Source organism: Corynebacterium marinum DSM 44953 (assembly GCF_000835165.1).
GTDB lineage: Bacteria > Actinomycetota > Actinomycetes > Mycobacteriales > Mycobacteriaceae > Corynebacterium > Corynebacterium marinum.
On record NZ_CP007790.1, the window covers coordinates 603996 to 624899 of the forward strand.

Annotated in this window: 16 protein-coding genes and 1 rRNA gene; 9 read left to right on the top strand and 8 right to left on the bottom strand. The window is 63.1% G+C overall.

Annotated elements, in window-relative coordinates:
• Positions 1-127: 127 nt before the first annotated feature.
• From B840_RS02980 to B840_RS02990, 3 genes are read right to left on the bottom strand one after another with little or no spacing between them, the layout of a single operon-like run.
• Positions 128-3265: a type I restriction endonuclease subunit R gene (locus B840_RS02980; protein ID WP_042620899.1), complete on the bottom strand. Its 3138-nt coding sequence runs from the start codon at positions 3263-3265 to the stop codon at positions 128-130.
• A 21-nt stretch (positions 3266-3286) separates the two neighbouring features.
• A complete protein-coding gene (locus B840_RS02985) occupies positions 3287-3886 on the bottom strand; it encodes a restriction endonuclease subunit S (protein WP_156971823.1) in 600 nt (199 codons plus the stop codon).
• Complete coding sequence (locus B840_RS02990) at positions 3879-5465, bottom strand: type I restriction-modification system subunit M (protein WP_042620900.1); 1587 nt, start codon at positions 5463-5465, stop codon at positions 3879-3881. The genes B840_RS02985 and B840_RS02990 overlap by 8 nt, the downstream gene beginning before the upstream one ends.
• Positions 5466-5815: 350 nt before the next feature.
• Between B840_RS02990 and B840_RS02995 the strand changes: the two genes are divergently transcribed.
• Positions 5816-6340 (top strand): helix-turn-helix domain-containing protein, encoded by a 525-nt coding sequence (locus tag B840_RS02995; RefSeq protein WP_042620901.1) that lies wholly within the window; start codon positions 5816-5818, stop codon positions 6338-6340.
• Positions 6341-6592: 252 nt separating this feature from the next.
• Here B840_RS02995 and B840_RS03000 read toward each other — a convergent pair whose 3' ends face one another.
• Positions 6593-7123, bottom strand: a complete 531-nt coding sequence (locus tag B840_RS03000) for a cytidine deaminase (protein WP_229676544.1) — start codon at positions 7121-7123, stop codon at positions 6593-6595.
• Here B840_RS03000 and B840_RS13775 point away from each other — a divergent pair.
• On the top strand, positions 7045-7566 hold the full coding sequence (locus B840_RS13775) for a hypothetical protein (RefSeq protein ID WP_042620903.1): 522 nt from the start codon (positions 7045-7047) through the stop codon (positions 7564-7566). The two genes, B840_RS03000 and B840_RS13775, sit on opposite strands and share 79 nt — an antisense overlap.
• Before the next feature lie 176 nt (positions 7567-7742).
• Here B840_RS13775 and B840_RS03010 read toward each other — a convergent pair whose 3' ends face one another.
• The 4 genes from B840_RS03010 to B840_RS03025 are packed head-to-tail and all read right to left on the bottom strand — an operon-like array spanning position 7743 to position 12656.
• Positions 7743-8639, bottom strand: a complete 897-nt coding sequence (locus B840_RS03010) for a sugar ABC transporter permease (protein ID WP_003858042.1) — start codon at positions 8637-8639, stop codon at positions 7743-7745.
• Positions 8639-10219 carry an ABC transporter permease subunit gene (locus tag B840_RS03015; protein ID WP_042620904.1) on the bottom strand — a complete coding sequence of 527 codons (1581 nt, stop codon included), beginning with the start codon at positions 10217-10219 and terminating at the stop codon, positions 8639-8641. The genes B840_RS03010 and B840_RS03015 overlap by 1 nt, the downstream gene beginning before the upstream one ends.
• Positions 10216-11478, bottom strand: coding sequence for a sugar ABC transporter substrate-binding protein (locus B840_RS03020; protein ID WP_042620905.1), 1263 nt, complete (start codon positions 11476-11478; stop codon positions 10216-10218). Before B840_RS03020 ends, B840_RS03015 begins: the two co-directional genes overlap by 4 nt.
• Entirely contained in the window at positions 11475-12656 is a 1182-nt protein-coding gene (locus tag B840_RS03025; RefSeq protein ID WP_042620906.1) for an ABC transporter ATP-binding protein, read from the bottom strand. The genes B840_RS03020 and B840_RS03025 overlap by 4 nt, the downstream gene beginning before the upstream one ends.
• Positions 12657-12818: 162 nt before the next feature.
• Here B840_RS03025 and B840_RS03030 point away from each other — a divergent pair, with 162 nt between their 5' ends.
• The 7 genes from B840_RS03030 (at position 12819) to B840_RS03060 (ending at position 20788) form a co-directional block, all read left to right on the top strand.
• On the top strand, positions 12819-13226 hold the full coding sequence (locus B840_RS03030) for a hypothetical protein (protein ID WP_042620907.1): 408 nt from the start codon (positions 12819-12821) through the stop codon (positions 13224-13226).
• 471 nt (positions 13227-13697) lie between these two features.
• On the top strand, positions 13698-14714 hold the full coding sequence (locus tag B840_RS03035) for a siderophore ABC transporter substrate-binding protein (RefSeq protein WP_042620908.1): 1017 nt from the start codon (positions 13698-13700) through the stop codon (positions 14712-14714).
• Between the two features lie 112 nt (positions 14715-14826).
• On the top strand, positions 14827-15816 hold the full coding sequence (locus B840_RS03040; RefSeq protein ID WP_042620909.1) for an ABC transporter permease: 990 nt from the start codon (positions 14827-14829) through the stop codon (positions 15814-15816).
• On the top strand, positions 15809-16960 hold the full coding sequence (locus B840_RS03045) for an iron chelate uptake ABC transporter family permease subunit (protein ID WP_042620910.1): 1152 nt from the start codon (positions 15809-15811) through the stop codon (positions 16958-16960). The genes B840_RS03040 and B840_RS03045 overlap by 8 nt, the downstream gene beginning before the upstream one ends.
• A complete protein-coding gene (locus B840_RS03050; RefSeq protein ID WP_042620911.1) occupies positions 16957-17712 on the top strand; it encodes an iron ABC transporter ATP-binding protein in 756 nt (251 codons plus the stop codon). Before B840_RS03045 ends, B840_RS03050 begins: the two co-directional genes overlap by 4 nt.
• Positions 17713-18633, top strand: coding sequence for an arsenic resistance protein (locus B840_RS03055; protein WP_042620912.1), 921 nt, complete (start codon positions 17713-17715; stop codon positions 18631-18633).
• Between the two features lie 637 nt (positions 18634-19270).
• A 16S ribosomal RNA gene (locus tag B840_RS03060) occupies positions 19271-20788 on the top strand.
• Positions 20789-20904 lie beyond the last annotated feature (116 nt).

Here is a 20904-nt window from a genome sequence, read left to right on the forward strand (position 1 = left end):
GAGCCGACATCGGAGACCTGGAAGTGGATACCCGGATGGGAGGGGTACTACTTCGTCAGTATCCACGGGCGGGTGATGGTGACTGTCTCGCCGATTTTGCGCAGGTGTACGCTGCTGGTGGATATGGTTACCTCATGGCGCGGAGCGCGTCGGGGTTGATGACGTCGCCGAAGCGCTGGATGAGCCCGTCGATGGCATCGGCAACGTCCTGCTTGGCCGCCTGACGGTCGTTGCCCGGGGAGAAGAGGCTCATCTTCGGCAGGAGCTCGGCTAGAGCAGTGCCCTCAGCATCGACGGTGCCGATCTGAAAGCACTTGGCGACGAACCCATGGGCGTTCGGGGTTTTGAGCCGGTGGGCTGCGACCATGGCGCGGATCTCGCCCTCGGCCTTCTCATGCAGATAGTCGACCAGGCTATCGTCGTATCCGGTGCCGTTGACCTGGTCGAGGAACTCGAGGATCAGATCGCGCTTAGGGCGCAGGTGCGGCGATGCATCGATGAGTCGGCGGACTTCTTGCTGCTCATCGTCGTCGATCTCGCCGTCGCGTCCACGTTCCTTCTCGATGAGCGCGTTGATGTAGTCGAGGGTCACGGCGATGTGTCGGACCAGCTCGATCTCGAACTCAAGGTCCGCGGAGATGTCGACGTCGGTCTCGCCGCCGTCGCCGGACTCGGCCTCGCGCTCCTCCCTGCGACGGTCACGGATCTCCAGGTAGCGGGAGATGTAGTCGGCGAAGTCGTACTCGTCCAGCGGGTTGTCCTCGTCGAAGGCTTCAAAGGACGTCAGGACGTTGTGGTGGCGCAGAAGCGCGGAGAAGGTCTCGACGAACAGCTGCTCGGCTGCCTCGCCGTAGACGGACGCTCCCGGTGCCGCGATGGCCTGCAGCTGATCCAGATATGTCAGGTACTCGGCCAGCAGCTCCTTGTAGGGGCGGACGACGGAGACATTGGTAGCGACGTCACCGTCGCCGAACATCGTCAGTGCCGCGTCTGTCTGCTCGGATAGGTCGCGGTAGGTGACGATCATGCCCGCGTCCTTGATGGGGTTGAGGATGCGGTTAGTGCGCGAGAACGCCTGGATGAGGCCATGGTCGCGGAGATTCTTGTCGACGAACAGGGTATTGAGGGCCGGGGCGTCGAAGCCGGTGAGGAAGATGTTGACGACGATGACGAGGTCGATCTCACGGTTGCGGATGCGTTCGGAGAGGTTCTTGTAGTAGTTGTCGTAGCCGCTGGTTGTAGCCTGGAAAGACGAGCCGAACATGGCGTTGTAGTCGGCGACTGCGGCGGCAAAGTCGGCGCGGTCGTCAGCGTTCATGGAGTCGACGTCGAAGCTGTCGTCCTCGATCGCGCCGGCTGCGGTGTCCACGGTCTCTTGGCGCTGAGTCTGAGAATAGATCACGCCCACCTTAATAGGGTTGACCAGTTCCTCCTGCTGCTTGGCAAACTCGTGGTAGTAGGCGCGAGCAGCGGGGATACTGGCGGTCGCTAGCAGCGCGTTGAAGCCGTCGACGCGACGGCTTTCGCGGGTCGTCTCGCCCGTGGCGAGGTCACGGAAGCTCAAGTTGTGGACATAGCTCTTGCCGCGCTTGGTGTAGCGGGCGAAGTTGTCGAGGATGTGCTTCGTGACGAGCGTAATCCGCTCGGGCGCCAGCAGTGCGCTCTCGCGGTCGATGGACTTGATCTCGGGGTTGTTCTGGACCTCCTCGTGCATCGTCGAGTGCGCGTCGATCTTGAACTTGAGGACGTTACGGTCCCTAATGGCGTCGACGATGGTGTACGTGTGCAGACGTTGGCCGAAGACGTAGTCGGTGGTGAAGACGCGGCCAGAGACGTCCTTGCGGGCGATCTCCTTGAAGATGGGGGTGCCGGTGAAGCCGAAGCTGTGGCGCCGCTTGAAGTACCGGGCGATGGATTCGTGCATGGACCCGAACTGTGAGCGGTGGCACTCGTCGAAGATCAGCACTACGTGGCCGGGGTAGCGGGCGTTCTTCGTCTTGCCGGAGATGTAGGTGTTTAGCTTCTGGATGGTTGTGACGATGATCTTGGACTTCTCATCCTCGTCTTCCAGCTGCTCACCCAGGATCTTCGTGGAGGTGTTGGAGGAGACGGAACCCTTCTGGAAGCGTTCGTATTCCTTGATGGTCTGGTAGTCGAGGTCCTGGCGGTCGACGGCGAAGATGACCTTCTCGATGCCGGGCAGGTCGGCGGCGAGCAGCGCGGCTTTGAAGCTGGTCAGCGTCTTGCCTGAGCCGGTCGTGTGCCAGATGTAGCCGCCGGCGTCGGTGGTGCCGAGGAGCTTGGTGTTGCTGGTGGCACGGATCCTGTCAAGGATGCGCTCGGTGGCGGCAATCTGATAGGGCCGCATGACCAGCAGGTTCTCGCTCGTGTCAAAGATGCAGTAACGGGTCAGGATGCGCAGGAGCGTGGCCTTGACCATGAAGGTCTGTGAGAAGTCGAGGAGGTCGAGAATGACCCGGTTCCTGGCGTCGGCCCAGTAGGACGTGAACGCGAAGGATTTGTCCGCTTGCTGGGAGCGAGTCTTTGCAGAGGCGCTGTTGGCGCGCACGGCCAGGTCACGGGTGGTGTTGGAGTAGTACCGTGTGTCAGTGCCATTGGAGATGACAAACAGTTGCGCGTAGCCAAAGAGCTTGGTGCCTGCCTGGAAGGACTGCTGGTAGCGGCTGATCTGCGTGAAGGCCTCTTTGAGGCTCACGCCGCGACGTTTAAGCTCGATGTGGACCATCGGCAGGCCGTTGACCAGCACCGTGACGTCATATCGCTGATTCCTGTTGTCTGCGGTGGTGGTCCGGTACTGGTTGGTCACCTGCAACCGGTTGGACATGAGGTTGCGCTTGTCGATGAGTTTGACGTTGACCTGCGTGTCGTCGTCGCGGGTGATAGTCACCACGGGGTCGTCCTGCTGGATAAGGGCGGTCCGCTTGGCCTGGGTCATCGTCGGGTTGGCGAGGTGGACGTGGAAGATCTGAGTCCATTCGTCGGCGGTGTAGACGGTGTGGTTGAGCGCCTCCAGCTGGGCCTTGAGGTTGTCGAGCAGTTCCGCCTCGCTGCGGATGGTGGCTTTGGTGTAGCCGACCTGGGTTAGCGAATCCATGAACAGCGCCTCCAGCTCGGCCTCGGACTGCTTGCCCGTGGGCCTCGGCCGTGATTGGTCAGCCTCGTACTCCGCGAGGACGGTGCTGTAGTCAGACTCAGCGACGTTGTCGGTCGCCTGGCGGGGCTGCTGGGACGGCGTGCTGTTCATGGTCTCGGCACCTCTGGTCGGCTACTCGGCTACGGGGAAGGTCAGTAGCTGGTCTCGATAGTATTCGAGCTGCTGGAGGCGCAGGTCGAGCTCGCGGCGCAGATTGGTGGTGTAGTCGGTGAACATGTCGAGAATGGCGACAATCTGTTCCTGGACATCGGGATGCGGGAGTGGGACCTCGAAGTGAGAGTACGTCTGTATCCATTGACGTTGGTGTTGGGTTGGCTGATAGGGGATTGTTTGCATTACCCAATAGACATAGCGGAGGTTGACATCGTCAGTTTGGGGTAAGAGCATCTTCATTGCCGACGACTTAACCTTGAACGGGAAATCAACCCAATGGAAGTTTGTGGTGAAGTCATCGAAGATGATCGTGGGATTGCTAGACGAAGCGTCGAATATCCCATCGGTTTCGTTGGTGTAGCCGAGGAGGAATCCTTTTCCGGGGCTAAGCACTGGGGTGGGTGCTGAAGGATCATAGGCTGCGGACTTCACCTGGTATCTTCCGGGCTGGACGTGCTTAAGTAGTTCCAGTAGAGGAACCGTAGGCACCCCTTCTAGACAACGTTCTTCGAGTAATTCTCTGATAGCTGGCACCGGGTAAGAGTCATACTTACTCATTGATAGTTGCCTCCTCGCCCTGGATGAACGCGTTGATGCGCTCGCGCAAGTCGGCCTGCACGATCTCCAGATCCGCGAGCTCGGCGTTGACGGCATCGATGTCGAGGGCCTCGCGGGTGTCTTCCCTTTTCACGTAGGTTGACACCGACAGATTGTAGTCGTTAGCAATGATTTCTTCGTTGTCGACTACTCGGACGAAGTGGTCCACGTCAGCGCGGTTGACGACGGCCTTGACGATGCTGTCCTGGTTCGCTTTGCTGAGGCGGTTCTTGGCTCCAACCTTCTCGCACCTGTCGCTGGCGTCGACAAACACCACGGTGTTGTCTGGCTTAGACTTCTTGAGCACCAGAATGGCCGTCCTGATGGTGACGCCGTAGAAAAGGTTCGGCGGCAGCTGGATGACGGCATCGACGACGCCTGAGTCGATCAGGTACGTGCGAATCGCGATCTCACCCTTGCTATTGATGCGGTGGAGCACGCCCGGGTAGGAGACGATGGCGGCAGCGCCGGTGTCCTTGAGCCAGTGCAGGATGTGCATGACAAAGGCGAGGTCGGAGTTGGCTCTGGGGGCCAGCTCACCGGCCGGGGAGAACCGGGGATCGTTAATGAGCACCGGATCCGAGTTGCCTGGCCATGACGTCGAGTACGGCGGGTTGGAAACAATGGCGTCGAAGGGCTGCTCGTCCCAGTGGTAGGGCTTGGTCAGCGTGTTGCCGTTGTAGATGTCAAAGCGTTCGTAGCCGATTCCGTGCAGGATCATGTTCATGCGGGCGAGGTTGTATGTCGTCAGGTTGAGCTCCTGGCCGAAGTAGGACACGTCCTTATTGTCCGCGAGCTTGGCGAATTTGAGCAGGAGGGAACCGGAGCCGCAGGCTGGGTCGTAGACGCGCTCAACGGTGTCACGACCGATCATGGTGAGGCGGGCGACGACGTTAGACACCTCGGGTGGTGTGAAGTACTCGCCGCCGGAGCGGCCCGCGTCGGAGGCGAACATTCCCATGAGGTACTCGTAGATGTCGCCGAACTGGTCAATCTCGGATTCCCCGAAGCGGCCGAGGTCCAGCTTGGAGATGTTCTTCATGAGCCCACGGAGGCTGGCGACACGGTCCGTTGTGTCGCGTCCCAACTTGGGTGAGTTGGTGTCGATGTCGCTAAAGAGGCCCTCGAAGTCCTCCTCGCTGCCTGTGCCGACAGTCGATGCCTCGATGCCGGCGAAGATGTTGGCGAGATCGACGTTGAGGTTGGGATTCTGTTCGTCCTTCGGGCGATCGTAGTCGACCAAGTTCTCGAAGAGCTTGCTCGGCGGGATGAAGTAGCCGAGCTCCTGGACGAGGGGCTCGCGAGCGAATTCGGCGGCATCGTCATCCATGGTGACGTAGTCGAAGCCGGTCTCGCCGGCCTGGGCCTGGTTGTCGTTGATGTAGTCCGTGATGCGCTCGGAGATGTAGCGGTAGAAAAGGATGCCCAGGACGTAGCCCTTGAGATCCCAGCCATCGACCTGACCGCGAACCTCGTCCGCGATAGTCTCAAGTTGTTTGTGTAGTGCTGTTGTCTGGTCTGCCACCGTTGTCGGACTCATACCGTCTCCCAGTTCTGCGTGAAGCTACAGGTAAATGGCAAATTGTAACATATTTGAGACATAGCCGGGTATTGAAATGCGTGCTGTTACTCGAGCGGGGACACGTACATCGGCCGATGGTGTTCTGGGGTGCTGACACATGTCCATCCCAGCGATTCCCAGAACCGGTCCGAGCCTTCGGGCAGTGCAATGAGCTGACGGTCGGGGTACTGGTCCACGACCCATCCGAGCCCGGCGCGCCCAGGCCGCCCCGGTCACCGGTCGGAACGAGGAGATGGCACCCCCGTCCCCTACGCTGACCGTTAGATGGAAACACCAAACACACGGACCCAAAACCCCTGGAGGCCACCGTGAACAACCAGACCGCCGCCACCGCGATCCAGCGTGCCGACCGCCGCGCCCAGGCCGTGCATCTTCGCCGGGAAGGCCTGACCCTGAGGGAAGTAGCCGATAGGCTCGGAGTGAGCGTCTACACCGCATGGAACGACATCCAGACCGCCGTCCGTGACATCCCGAAGGAGGAGGCGGACCTGTTGCGTCAGCAGGAAGCCGACCGCCTCGACAACCTCCAGCGCGCCGTGTGGGATGACGCGATCGCCGGGGATCTTCACGCCGTGGATCGCGTGTTGAAGATCATCGAGCGACGGTGCCGTCTATTAGGTCTTGATGCCCCGACCCGGATCGAGTACCCGGCCGCTGATCTCGACTTGGACGCTGCGGTGCGGGACCTCGTCGCCGCGGCCCGTGGAAAGACCGTCGAGGGCGGTGGATGGGCGGTGGATGTGGTGGCCGGGGCACTGGAGCGTGGCTCCGGGAGGGGTCGGGATGAGGACTTCATCGACTACACCGCCGACGAACTCAAAGGGGAGGACTAGCCGATGGGATTGTTCACCACCCCGGATCACCCACGGCGGGGCCATAACCCGGCGCGCCGGGGTACGGGTTGGGTGGGGCGGCACTCATGGCGGGTGCCCCCTTAGCCTTTATTGCACGTGTATTGCACGCGGTGGGGAATTGGGCTACTTCCACATGGTTTTACCTGCGTCGTTACTGCTTTGAGGTGAGTTCCCGGCAGCTCCACCGAAGAGGGAAACCCCAGACCATCACTGGTCTGGGGTTTTCCTCTTTTACACTGCCGGTGTCACCCAGTAGTCGAGGTGAACGTCCTTGAGCCTCTTCCACGTCGGGGTCGTGGGATCGTCCGGGTGTGCCACGGCGACCATGACGCCCGGACCGTGGATCGCGAGACGCTCCCGGCAGACCCCGCAGGGGTTGAGAACCAGGTACCGGCCGTCAGGGTGCCGAGCCAGGCAGATTGACGCCACGAGGCGCTGGCCCATGCGGTAGGCGGCGCAGAAAGGCTCGGTCTCATGGCACAACTCCACACCGGCGTTGAGGACCTCGGGGGCGGTGCCGACCAGCACGGTGTCGTCGGCAAGCAGCATCGCCGCGGCGCCCGGAAAGCCCTCAGCGGCGGGGAAACCCGATTCGATGGAGGCCTGGCATTCATCAAAAAGCCCGGGCCCAGAGGGCTCGGGCTTCCCCGGCGCAACGTCGGTTGCGGTGTTAAGTTCTGGACATGCAGAAGCCTTTCGAGGATCTGTCCCGGGAGTTTGCCGCGTCCATCGCCGATGTGGTGGACGCCCACGCCGGGACATTCGACGGGCAAAAGGTCACGGGGCTGGCGCTGTGCCCCGCCGATGACCACCTGGTGCCGTACCTGGGTGTGGTGTTCGCCGGGGACACGGATGACCCGGACGCCCCGATCGAAGAGGTCTATGGCCAGTGGAGCCCGGAGGAATCCGGGGAGGAGATCAGCAACGAGCGCCTGGATGCTGCCAGCAACAGCACCAATGATCTCGCGTCGGCCTGGCCGGAGGAGGGCTGGGCCAGCTTCGGCCCGCTGCTCCGCCAGGCTCTGGTGGAGGCCCTCGGTGCCCCGGCGGTGCGGGAGGCACTCACTCGCAACGGGTGGGACCCGTTCCTGTACCTGTTCCTGGCGGGTGAAGGTGTGGTGGATGGGGAATCGCTGCCCGTGCTCAACCCCGGTCGCCAGGCGGATCCGGATTACCGGGCGCTTGAGCGCCTGACGGGCGTCTAATTACCGGCACCGGGCACACGGACTGCGCAAGAGTAGTAAAGATCAGGGTTTACGGGGCCCGAATTCGGACCATCTTCACTACTCTTGCGCAGTCCGCGCCCCTGATCACTCAGGGACGCGGCGGGTGGTGCCACTACTCCCGGTGCCCAAGGGGTGCGGCACCGGGAGCGGACGGGCTATCCCTTCACCGCACCGGTGATGCCGGAGACGATGTAGCGCTGCAGGATGATGAACAGCAGCACGACGGGGGCGGCGGCGATGACGGCGCCGGCGGTGAACACGCCCCAGTTCTCGCCGAACTGGACGGAGACGAACTGGTAGAGGCCGACGGCCAGGGTCCACTTCTGGGGATCCTGCAGGACGATCTGCGCCATGAGGAAGTCGGAGAAGCTGGCCACGAAGGCGAGCATGCCGACGACCACGAGGGACGGGGTGATCAGGGGCAGGACGATGCGCCAGTAGACCTGGGCGTGGGAGGCGCCGTCGATGACGGCGGCCTTGTCGATCTCGGTGGGCACGGTGTTGAAGAAGCCGAACATGAGGAAGGTGTTCGAGCCGAGTGAGCCGCCGAGGTAGATGAGGATCAGTCCGGGCAGGGAGTTCAGGCCCAGCCAGGGGTAGACGGACTTGATGGAGAACATGAGCAGGAAGATCGCGACGAAGGCGAGCAGCTGCGGGAACATCTGCACGATGAGCAGGGCGATGAGGCCGGGGCGGCGGGCCTTGAAGCGGTAGCGCGAGAAGGCGAACGCCGCCGCGGCACCCATGAGGACGGTGCCGATGGCCGTCACGGAGGAGACGATCATCGAGTTGATGAACCAGCGCATGTAGGGGTGCTGTTCGTCGGTGAGCAGGTTCTGGTAGTTCTCCGGTCCGATGGACTGGAAGAGCTGGTTGGATCCGGTCAGGGTGCCCTCGGAGGACAGGGACGCGGAGACCACGTAGAGGACGGGGAACAGGGCGTAGACAATGATGAGCCACGCCACGATGTGGCGCCATCCGCCCCGCTTGAACTGCAGCCAGGGAGAGCGGCGGTTGACCTCGAAGTCGGTGTCGGTGACCTGTGTGGACATCAGTCGATCTCCTTCAGGGAATTGGAGCGGATGAGGGTGATGGCGGCGACTACCGCGACCATGATGAAGATCATCAGGGAGATGGCGGAGGCGACGCCGTACTGGTTCTCACCCGAGGCGAACGCGATCTTGTAGACGAAGCTGATGAGGATGTCCGTCGCGCCGACTCCGGTGGGGGAGTCGAGATCGCGGGGTCCGCCACCGGTGAGCAGGTAGATCACGTTGAAGTTGTTGAAGTTCATCGCGAAGCTGGCCACGAGCAGCGGGCCGACGGCGACCATGAGCAGCGGGAGGGTGATCTTCCGGAACGTGGTCCACGCCCCGGCGCCGTCGATCTTGGCGGCCTTGTACACGTCGTCCGGGATGGACTGCAGCGCACCGGTGGTGACGAGGAACATGTAGGGGAAGCCCAGCCACAGGTTGACCATGACGGCGGAGAAGCGGGCGAGCCAGGGGTCGCCGAGCCAGTTGATGTCCGCGCCGCCGAAGAGGATCTGGTTGAAGAAGCCGAAGTCGGTGTTGAGCAGACCGGCCCAGATGAGGATCGACAGGAAGGCGGGGAAGGCGTACGGCATGATGACCAGCGCGCGGTAGAAGCCGCGGAACTTCATGTTCGGGTCGTTGAACAGCAGCGCCATGAGCAGGCCGGCGAAGAAGGTCAGGGCGACGGAGAGGAACGCGAAGACGAACGTCCAGGCGGTGACCTTCATGAAGGGGCCGGCGTAGGTCGAGTCGGCGAAGACCTGCGTGAAGTTGGACAGGCCGACGTTGACGCGCCAGCCGGGGAGGAGTTCCTCGCCGGACTCGGAGGCGAAGCTGCCGGTGTCGTTGGGCGTGTAGACGGTGCCGTCGGCGGCGATCATGGCGTCCTGCGCCTCGTCGTAACGCATCGTCGAGATGTAGGTGGTGGCGGTGCGCGCGTCGTTGGTGCGCACGACGTCGCCCTCGTCGGGGGACAGCACACGGACGTCGAGGACCTCCTGCTGGCGGGCCATGGCGTCCTCAGCGGTGAGGACCTCGTAGCCGTCGACGGCGGTGATCTGCCCGTCCTCGACGGTGGCCTCGACGGGGGTCAGTTCCTCGCCGGTGGTGGCGGCGAGGACCCGGTCGGCGTCGTCAAGCACGGCGAGGCCGAGGCCGTCATCGCCGGAGATGACGGTGACGGGGCGGGCCGGGGCGTCGGGAACGGGCTCGTCGTACTTGAGCTCGATCGCCGTGATGGCGTCGTCCTTGGTGGAGTTGTGCCCGTCGCCGTAGTTGGTGAACGCGATGCCCGCGGTGTAGATCACCACGAACACCTGGAAGATGAGCAGCATGACGGCTGCCGGGTAGAGGTACTTCCAGGGTCGGGCGCGGCGGTCGTTCCAGAAGTAGATGACGTTCGCGCCGATGAGGCCCGCCACAAGGAAGACTAGTATGCCCCACTGCCCGGCGAGCCAGGAGGCGGCGATGCCGTAGAAACCGAAGGCGTTGATGGCCGCCATGATGAGGAGCTTGATCGCCAGACCGGCTCCTGCTTGACGACGCCGCGGGGCCGGCGCCTCATCCGCCACGGGGCGGGAGTCCAGTGTGGTGGTCACGATTCAATCGCCCTCTCGATGTTGGTGATCATGGTGTCCCACAGTTGCTCGGGGTCGCCGGCACCGTTGACGATGCCGTTCTGTGTGATGCCCCAGAAGTTCCACACTGCGCCCATCTGCGGAATGGACGGCATGGGGGCGCCGTCCTCCTGGGCGATGCGGGCGTACTCGGCGAGCACAGGGTCCCCCATGCTCTCGAGTGCCTCCTTATTGGCGGGGGGACGTTGGTTGCTGGAGAACAGCTCGAGCTGGACCTCGGGCTGCGACAGGTAGTTGAGCGCCAGGTCCCTCGCCGCGAGCGGGGAGGAGGAGTTGGCGTTGATCATGAAGGAGGACACGCCGACGAACGGGACCGCGGGCTGCCCACCGGCTGAGGGCACGGAGAGAACCTCGATGTCCATGTCAGCGGCCTGAATGTCCGACAGGTTCCAGGGGCCGGCGATGAAGTAGGGGGATTCGCCGTCGATGAAGGCCTGCTTGGAGATGTCCGGGGTCATCGTGACGATGAGATCGCGGTTGGCCCCCATCTCGGCGAGGTAATTGGCGAAGGCGTGGCCCCCGTCGCCGCCCATTCCCAGTTCGGCGGTGTAGGCGCCGTCGGCGTCGCGCTCGAAGACCTCGGCGCCGAAGGAGGACTGGATGGGGTAGAGGTGGTACGGATCACCGGAGGCCTCGGACTGGCTGGTGGTGAAGGGATACTTCGCGACGCCGGCGTCCATGAGCCGGTGGCCTTCGGCGAGGAGATCGTCGAAGGTTTCCGGGGTGTGATCGGTCATCGCGTTGTTCCGCAGGAGGGCGACGTTCTCGATGATGAAGGGCACGCCGTAGTAGCGGCCGTCGTACGTGACGGCCTGCAGGGCGATGTCGACGAAGTTGTCCTCCGGGTCGATGAGGTCGACGGGGGATACGGCACCGTTGTTGACCACCTGGCCGAGCACGTCGTGCGGGGCCACGATGATGTCGGGGCCTTCCCCGGTGGGGACCTGGGTGAGGAAGTCGGAGAGCATCTGGCCGTTGTAGTTGCGCTGGATGACGCGGATGCTCACACCCGTGTCCTCCTGGAAACGCTCGGCGACCTTCTCCAGGCCGGGGACCTCGTACTGGGAGGCCCAGATGGTCAGGGGGCGGGGTCTGCCGAGGAGGGCACCGGAGCCGGCGACCTGACCGCCACCGCTGCCGCAGGCGGTGAGTGCTCCACCCGCGACGAGCAGTCCGGCCGCGCCGAGGAACCGGCGGCGGGAGAATCGGGGGGAGGTCACTGGGCACGCACCTCATCGGTGCGCAGCGACTCGCCGGTCTCGCCGTCGAAGAGGTACAGGGACTCGGGCGTGAACCACAGGTCCATGGTGTCGCCGCCGGCCACGCGGGTGGCGTTGGTGAGGCGGGCGACCAGCTCGCCGCCGAGCTCATCGACGCCGGCCTCGCGGGCGGCGTCGCGGGCGGCGTCGGTGGGCTTCTCCACCTCCGGCGGGGAGAAGTAGACGAAGCGGTCGGCACCGGTGGACTCGACGAGGCTGAGGTTCGCGGAGATGGTCATGCCCTGGTCGCGCCTCTCCGGGGCGACGAGGTAGGCGTCCTCGAAGGCCTCCGGACGCAGGCCGAGGATGACGGATTCGGAGGTGGCGCGGGAGGCGGCGTCGACAAGCGACTCCGGGAGGTGGATGTCACCGAAACCGGTGGAAACCACGTCTCCGCGCAGGCGACCCGGCATGAAGTTCATCGACGGCGAGCCGATGAAGCTGGCCACGAAGAGGTTGGTGGGGGAGGCGTAGAGCTCGTCGGGGGAGCCGGCCTGCTGGATGACGCCCTTGCGCATGACCACGACGCGGTCGCCGAGGGTCATGGCCTCGGTCTGGTCGTGGGTGACGTAGACGGTGGTGACACCGAGGTCCTGCTGGAGGCGGGCGATCTCGGCGCGCATCTGGACGCGGAGCTTCGCGTCGAGGTTGGACAGCGGCTCATCCATGAGGAAGACCTTCGGACGGCGGACAATGGCGCGGCCCATGGCCACGCGCTGGCGCTGACCGCCCGAAAGCTGCGCGGGCTTGCGGTCGAGGTACTCGTCGAGGCCGAGGGAGGCGGAGACCTCCGCGACCTTGTCCTGGATCTCGCTTTTGGGCATGCGGGAGAGCTTGAGCGGGAACTCGATGTTCTCGCGGACCGTCATGTGCGGGTAGAGGGCGTAGGACTGGAAGACCATGGCGATGTCGCGGTCGCGGGCGGAGAGGTCGTTGACGACCTGGTCGCCGAAACGCAGCTCGCCGCCGGTGATGTCCTCGAGCCCGGCGATCATGTTGAGCAGCGTGGACTTTCCGCATCCCGACGGCCCGACGAGGATGACGAACTCGCCGTCACGGATGTCGAGGTTGGCGTCGGTGATGGCGTGGTAGCCGTTGGGGTACAGCTTGTCCACGTGGTCTAGGGTGATGGTGGCCATTCGATATTCTTTCTGTGGGGGAAGTGCGAACCAATGAGCCCGAGTCTATCTGTGAGGACTGGCTATCGGTATTGGTCGATGTGATGTACACCGCAGTGCTTGACGTGTCACCATCGCTCGGTTATGTTGTGGATGCGTCAACAACAAGAAAAGGGGAACCCAATGTCCTTTATCTCTGATGCCATTCTCCGCGGCGTGACCGGCGCCTTCGTCACCAACGCAGGCGTGGGCAAGATCGGCATGCCCGCCGAGTACTCCGCCGGCGTCCAGCAGGCCGCCGCCTCCGGTATCCCGGCCCTGGCCAAGCTGCCCTCCGACAAGTTCGGCACCTGGCTCGGCTACGCCGAGACCGTCATCGGCGCCTCCCTGCTCGCCCCCTTCGTCCCCAACAAGGTGGCCGGCGCCGCCCTCACCGCCTTCTCCGGCGGTCTGCTCTCCATGTACTTCCGCAACCCGGAGAATACCGAGGCCGACGGCATCCGCCCGTCCCAGGAGGGTATCGGTCTGGCGAAGGACGTCTTCATGACGGCAATCGGCCTGGCATTGGTCACGCAGGGCAAGAAGAACTAGTCGGCGGCCTGTGTCCCGGCAATGCCCCGACCAGATCTGAGAGGATCTGGCCGGGGCATTGTTGTGCCTGTGGGGCGCAGTCAATGTGATGGCGGGTAGTGGGGCGGTGCGCCCGCCGTCCGGAGGTGGCGGGCAGGCTAGGGAATGTCCCGAATCTTGCCCGGGGTTGCCGTTCGAAGCGCAAGGTCAGGGGGTCGGGGAGTGGTGGGGGAATTGCAAATCTGAGGAAGGCTGTGTCTTTCGGCACTGCTCTTTGGGTAAGGTGAGCCAAAGCATTCTTCCCGGAGCGAGCTGCGAAAACTTTCTCTACCTGCTGGTTTCGGGGTGGGGGAGCGAGGCGGGAAGGATATTCATGAAGATAGGCTTGCCTTACTATGGCTCCGCTTGTACGGTTTCCGCTTAGGGTTCCCTAATCTAATCCCGCCAGGACGCTGGTCCCCCATTACACGACCGAAGGACACGAAAGACATCATGGCACGAATCCGTCACTCCCTGATCGCCGCAGTCGCGGCCGCCGGCCTGCTGCTCACCGCCTGCTCGGACGCGGAGAGCACCTCCGCCAACGGCGAATCCGCCGCCACCGCGGCGTCGGAATCCGGAACCGTGACCGTCGAGGACAACTTCGGCACCCAGGAGATCGCACTCCCGGTGGAGAAGGTCGCCTCCACCGACAACCGGACCTTCGAGATCCTCAACGAGTGGGGCATCGATCTCGTGGCGGCTCCCAAGCAGCTCGTCCCCTTCACCGTCCCGGAGTACAAGGACGATGAGGCCATTCAGGACCTGGGCACCCACCGCGAGCCCAACCTGGAGATCCTCACCGCCGCGCAGCCGGACCTCATCGTCAACGGCCAGCGCTTCACGCAGCACCGCGACGCCATCGTCAAGCTCAATCCAGGGGCCAGCATCGTCGAGTTCGAGCCGCGCGACGGCGAGCCGCTGGACGAGGAGCTCAAGCGCCAGGTGACCGAGCTGGGCAAGATCTTCGAGAAGGAGGACGAGGCGGGGCAGCTCATCGCCGACTTCGATGCAGCCGTCGAGCGCGCCAAGGCCGCCTACAACCCCGGGCAGACCGTCATGGCCATCAACGTCTCCGGCGGCGAAATCGGCTACATCGCCCCCTCCGTCGGCCGCACCTACGGCCCGATCTTCGATCTGGTGGGCCTGACTCCGGCCCTGGAGGTGGCAGAGTCCAGCGACAATCACCAGGGCGACGACATCTCCGTCGAGGCCATCGCCGAGTCCAACCCGGACTGGCTGCTCGTTCTCGACCGCGACGGTGGCACCAGCACCCGCGACACCGACGAGTACACCCCGGCGAAGTCGGTCATCGAGGACAACGCCGCGCTGTCCAACGTGTCCGCGATCAAGGAGGGCCGCGTGGACTTCGCCCCCGAGGACACCTACACCAACGAGTCGATCATCACCTACACCGAGATTCTCAACCAGCTCGCCGACGCCTTCGAGGCCGCCGGAGAAAACCAGTAACACCAGTTCCCCGGGCAGGTTGAGCCCCGAACAGGCGGGACCCGGCCCCGGGTTCAGGCCGTGAAGGACTCACCTGAGACACTGGGAGAAAACAGGCAGGGAAGGAGCGGCGATGACCGCGACACAGTCAGTGGAGCCGCGACAATCGCGGACCCGGACACAGCTTTTCGATTGGCGGCTGCTACTCGGCCTGGCCATCGTGCTCGCCCTGCTCGCCGTCAGCCTCTTTGTCGGACAGTACAACATCCTCAACGGCGAGGACGGGTGGCGGATGTTCGCCATCACCCGCATCCCCCGGACCGTGGCTCTGGTGCTGGCCGGCGCCGCCATGGCGATGTCCGGCCTGGTGATGCAGCTGCTCACCCAGAACCGTTTCGTCGAGCCGAGCACCACCGGCACCACCGAGTGGGCGGGGTTGGGCCTGCTGTTCGTCATGTACTTCATCCCGGCCGCCAACATCCTGGAGCGCATGCTGGGGGCCGTGGTGTTCTCCTTCATCGGCACCATGGTCTTCTTCCTCTTCCTCCGCCGGGTCTCCCTGCGGTCCTCGCTCATCGTGCCGATCATCGGCATCATGCTCGGCGCCGTGGTCAGCTCCGTCTCCACTTTCTTCGCGCTCCAGACCGACATGCTCCAGAGTCTCGGAGTGTGGTTCGCGGGCTCTTTCACCTCCGTGATGCAGGGACAGTACGAGGTGCTGTGGATCGTGCTCCTGGTCGTCATCGCGGTGTTCTTCTTCGCCGACCGGCTCACCGTGGCGGGACTCGGCGAGGAGATCGCCACCAACGTCGGCCTCAACTACAACCGGATGGTGCTCATCGGCACCGGGCTCATCGCCGTCGCCACGGGCATCGTCACCGTCGTCGTGGGCAGCCTCCCCTTCCTCGGTCTCATCGTCCCCAACATCGTCTCGATGTTCCGGGGCGACGACCTGCGCTCCAACCTGCCCTGGGTGGTCCTGCTCGGCGTCGGCATCGTCACCGTCTGCGATCTCATCGGCCGCACCATCATCGCGCCCTTCGAGATTCCGGTCTCGGTGATCCTCGGCATCGTCGGTGCCGTCGTCTTCGTCACCCTGATTGTGAGGCAGCGCCGTGGATAAGAACCGCTACGTGGACCGGATGGTCGACGAATCACCCGCCGAGGACGTGGACTACTACCTCCGCGACGCGACCACCCCGGAGGCCCGGCGCTACGAGCGCACCGAGGACCACTGGCCCGGGTACGCCGTCAAACCGCAGTCCAGCCGCAGCGCCGGTGCCTTCCAGACGGCGCGGGCCGCCCGGAAGTACTGGATCATCCTGGGCGCCACGCTCACCCTCGGGCTGCTCTTCGCCTTCGGCCTGCTGGCCTGGAACAACCCGCTGCCTTTCGGCTCAGAGGGTTTCTGGCTCATCGCCGAGCGGCGGGCCGACGCCGTGATCGCCATGGCGATCGTCGCCGTCTGCCAGGCAGTGGCCACCCTCGCCTTCCAGACCGTGACCAACAACCGAATCATCACCCCGTCGATCATGGGCTTCGAGTCCCTGTACACGGCGATCCACACCACCACGATCTACTTCTTCGGCGCCGCCGGCCTGATCGGCGCGCGCACCCTCGAGACCTTCGTGGTGCAGCTGGTCCTCATGATCGGTCTCTCCCTCATCCTCTATTCGTGGCTGCTCACCGGCCGGCACGCCAACATGCACGCGATGCTGCTCGTGGGCATCATCATCGGCGGCGGCCTGGGTTCGGTGTCCACGTTCATGCAGCGGATGCTCACCCCGAGCGATTTCGACGTGCTCACCGCCCGACTCTTCGGCTCCGTGAACAACGCTGACCCCGGGTACTACCCGGTGGCCATCCCGCTGTGCCTCACCGCCGCGGTTCTGCTCTACCTCAACTCGCGCCGCATGAACGTGCTGTCCCTGGGCCGCGACACCGCCACCAACCTGGGACTGAACTACAAGGCCCTGGCGATCGGCAGCCTCGTCCTCATCTCGGTGCTCATGGCTGTGTCGACCGCCCTGGTCGGGCCCATGACGTTCCTCGGTTTCCTGGTGGCGACCCTTGCCTACCAGTTCGCCGACACCTACGATCACCGCTATCTGTTCCCCATGGCCGTGGCCATCGCCTTCGTGGTCCTCTCCGGCGCGTACTTCATCATGAACCATATTTTCTACGCGCAGGGAGTCGTCTCCATCATCATCGAGCTCGTCGGTGGTTCCGTGTTCCTCTTCGTCATCCTCAGAAAGGGCCGACTGTGATCACTCTGACCAACGTCCGCAAGGAGTACAACAGCGACGTCGCCATCGGTCCGGTGAATCTGGAGATCCCGGCCGGCGGCATCACCGCCCTCGTCGGACCCAACGGTGCCGGCAAGTCGACGCTGCTCACCATGATCGGCCGACTCCTCGGCATGGACTCGGGCGACATCAAGGTCGCCCAGTACGACATCACCACCACCAAGTCGAAGGACCTGGCCAAGATCCTGTCCATCCTGCGCCAGGAGAACCACTTCATCACCAAGCTGACGGTCCGCCAGCTCGTCGGTTTCGGCCGCTTCCCTTACTCCCACGGTCGTCTGACCAAGGAGGACGAGGAGATCATCTCCCGCTACATCGACTTCCTCCACCTCACCGACCTGGAGGACCGCTACCTGGATCAGCTTTCCGGCGGCCAACGGCAGCGCGCGTACGTGGCGATGGTGCTTTCCCAGGAAACGGACTACGTGCTTCTCGACGAGCCGCTCAACAACCTCGACATCGCACACTCCGTCCAGATGATGAAGCATCTGCAGTCCGCCGCCCGCGAGTTCGGCCGCACCATCATCGTGGTGCTGCACGACATCAACTTCGCCGCCCGGTACGCCGACTACATCTGCGCCGTCAAAGCCGGGCAGATCGTCGAGTTCGGCACGCCGTGGGAAGTGATGCGGGACGACATTCTCACCGACATCTTCAACACCCCGGTCCAGGTTCTCGAGGGGCCGAACGGACCGCTGGCCGTCTACCACTAGATGGCCGCCCGGCTGGACCGCCACCAGATCGCCCTCTACTTCGCGGCGATCGTTCTCGGCCTGCTTATCGACGCCCCTTCGCTCCGCGTGCTGGTCACGCCGGTGCTGGGGGCGTTGCTGTTTCTCACGTTCCTCTCGGTCCCGCTGGCCCGGGTGCGCGTCAACGCGCGTTTCCTCCTGGCGCTCGCCCTGCTCAACGGGGCAGTTGTGCCTGTGGTGGCGGGAGTCCTCTCCGCCCCGCTGCGTGACGATGCCGTCGTCCACGCCGCCGTGCTCCTCGTCCTCCTGGCCCCCTGCATCGACTACGCGATCGCGTTCACCGGCTTGGCCGGCGGTGCCCGGGCCGAGCTGCTCGCGGCCACCCCGCTCCTGCTGGGAGGGCAGCTTCTCCTGCTGCCGCTGTTCCTGCGCTTCTTCCTGGGTTCCGACGACGTGCTCTCCGTCGGACCTTTCGCGGAGGCGTTCCTCCTGTTGATCGTCCTGCCCCTCGGCGCCGCCTTCCTGGTTCAGCGGCTGATGCCGCGGCACCGGTGGGCGCGGTGTGTCGACTCTGCCGGCAACGCGGGCATGGTCCCGCTCATGATGGCGACCCTGTTCGTTGTCCTGTCGGGGTACGCGGGCGACGTGGCGGGGGAGTGGCGGCGCCTGGCCCTGCCGGCCGCGGTCTACGTCGCGTTCGCGCTCGCGATGATCGTGGCCGGGACGGCAGTCGGCGCTGCCCTGCGCCTGCCGGCGCCTCTCCGCGTGGCGGCCACCTTTAGCGGAGTCACCCGCAACTCACTGGTGGTCATGCCCTTCGCACTGGCGATGCCCGGCACCCTGGCTCCCGTCGTCGTGGTCACCCAGACGCTCGTCGAGTTGACGGTCATGGTGGCCATGGTCGCCGTCATGCCGGGGATACTGCGAAGAATTAGCCATTGAGCTGGCGATTTGCTTCTTTGGTCGGTGAGTTCGTATAGTCATTCCCGTCGCCACGAACGGTTACCGAGAGGTTACCGGGACGGCAACGGAACAAGAACTTCACCGGTTGGATTTGACGCTGTCAGTCCGATACAGTAAAGTAGAACAAGCCGCTAAAAAGCCTTAACCCGTGAGGGTGAGGGTGGATGGTGTGCGTGTGTTGTTTGAGAACTCAATAGTGTGCCAATGTACTTTTGTTTGTGACTTTGGTTGTGTCGTTCATCGGCTGCATGTCCCCCTGGTGGGGGGTGTGTGGTGGGTGTGTGCCGGGTGGTACCTGCTGCAATGGGTGCCACTGTAAATAATGCGCGCGGTTGTTGTGATCGTGTGAGTTGTTGTGGTGCAGGCATGGATCATGGTTGCGTTTGGAAAGTGGCGGCCTCCGTATGCTTTTTCCCCGTCAGGGTTGGAGTGGGGGTCGCATGTTTTTTGTGATCATGGCGTTTCCTGCTGCGCGGTTGTGTGGTGGGGGGTGTCTGTGGTTTTTTGATGGACAATTTTGTGTGCCATCGTCTCCTTGTGGGGTGGTGGTGTGCTGGTTGTTTGTTTTTGGTTGGGTTTTGGGCTTTTCACAGCTCTGATTTCTTCTGAAGTTTATTTTGTGGAGAGTTTGATCCTGGCTCAGGACGAACGCTGGCGGCGTGCTTAACACATGCAAGTCGAACGGAAAGGCCCCGCTTGCGGGGTACTCGAGTGGCGAACGGGTGAGTAACACGTGGGTGATCTGCCCTGCACTTCGGGATAAGCCTGGGAAACTGGGTCTAATACCGGATATGACCTCCTTTAGTGTGGGGGGTGGAAAGATTTATCGGTGCAGGATGAGCCCGCGGCCTATCAGCTTGTTGGTGGGGTAATGGCCTACCAAGGCGTCGACGGGTAGCCGGCCTGAGAGGGTGGACGGCCACATTGGGACTGAGATACGGCCCAGACTCCTACGGGAGGCAGCAGTGGGGAATATTGCACAATGGGCGGAAGCCTGATGCAGCGACGCCGCGTGGGGGATGACGGCCTTCGGGTTGTAAACCTCTTTCGACAGGGACGAAGTGAAAATGACGGTACCTGTATAAGAAGCACCGGCTAACTACGTGCCAGCAGCCGCGGTAATACGTAGGGTGCGAGCGTTGTCCGGAATTACTGGGCGTAAAGAGCTCGTAGGTGGTTTGTCACGTCGTCTGTGAAATTCCGGGGCTTAACCTCGGGCGTGCAGGCGATACGGGCAATACTTGAGTGCTGTAGGGGAGACTGGAATTCCTGGTGTAGCGGTGAAATGCGCAGATATCAGGAGGAACACCAATGGCGAAGGCAGGTCTCTGGGCAGTTACTGACGCTGAGGAGCGAAAGCATGGGTAGCGAACAGGATTAGATACCCTGGTAGTCCATGCCGTAAACGGTGGGCGCTAGGTGTAGGGGACTTCCACGTTCTCTGTGCCGTAGCTAACGCATTAAGCGCCCCGCCTGGGGAGTACGGCCGCAAGGCTAAAACTCAAAGGAATTGACGGGGGCCCGCACAAGCGGCGGAGCATGTGGATTAATTCGATGCAACGCGAAGAACCTTACCTGGGCTTGACATACACCGGACCGGCGTAGAGATACGTCTTCCCTTGTGGCCGGTGTACAGGTGGTGCATGGTTGTCGTCAGCTCGTGTCGTGAGATGTTGGGTTAAGTCCCGCAACGAGCGCAACCCTTGTCTTATGTTGCCAGCACGTGATGGTGGGGACTCATGAGAGACTGCCGGGGTCAACTCGGAGGAAGGTGGGGATGACGTCAAATCATCATGCCCCTTATGTCCAGGGCTTCACACATGCTACAATGGTCGGTACAGCAGGTCGCGAACTCGTGAGAGTAAGCCAATCCTTCAAAGCCGGCCTCAGTTCGGATTGGGGTCTGCAACTCGACCCCATGAAGTCGGAGTCGCTAGTAATCGCAGATCAGCAACGCTGCGGTGAATACGTTCCCGGGCCTTGTACACACCGCCCGTCACGTCATGAAAGTTGGTAACACCCGAAGCCAGTGGCCCAACCCTTGTGGGGGGAGCTGTCGAAGGTGGGATCGGCGATTGGGACGAAGTCGTAACAAGGTAGCCGTACCGGAAGGTGCGGCTGGATCACCTCCTTTCTAAGGAGCTTAAACAAATCCCGCACGACCGGTGGTCGTGTCCATGGTGCCTGTCGGTTGGGGTTGCGAGTGTCAATCCGCCGGCATGAATAATCGGGTGGACGCGCACCGTCACG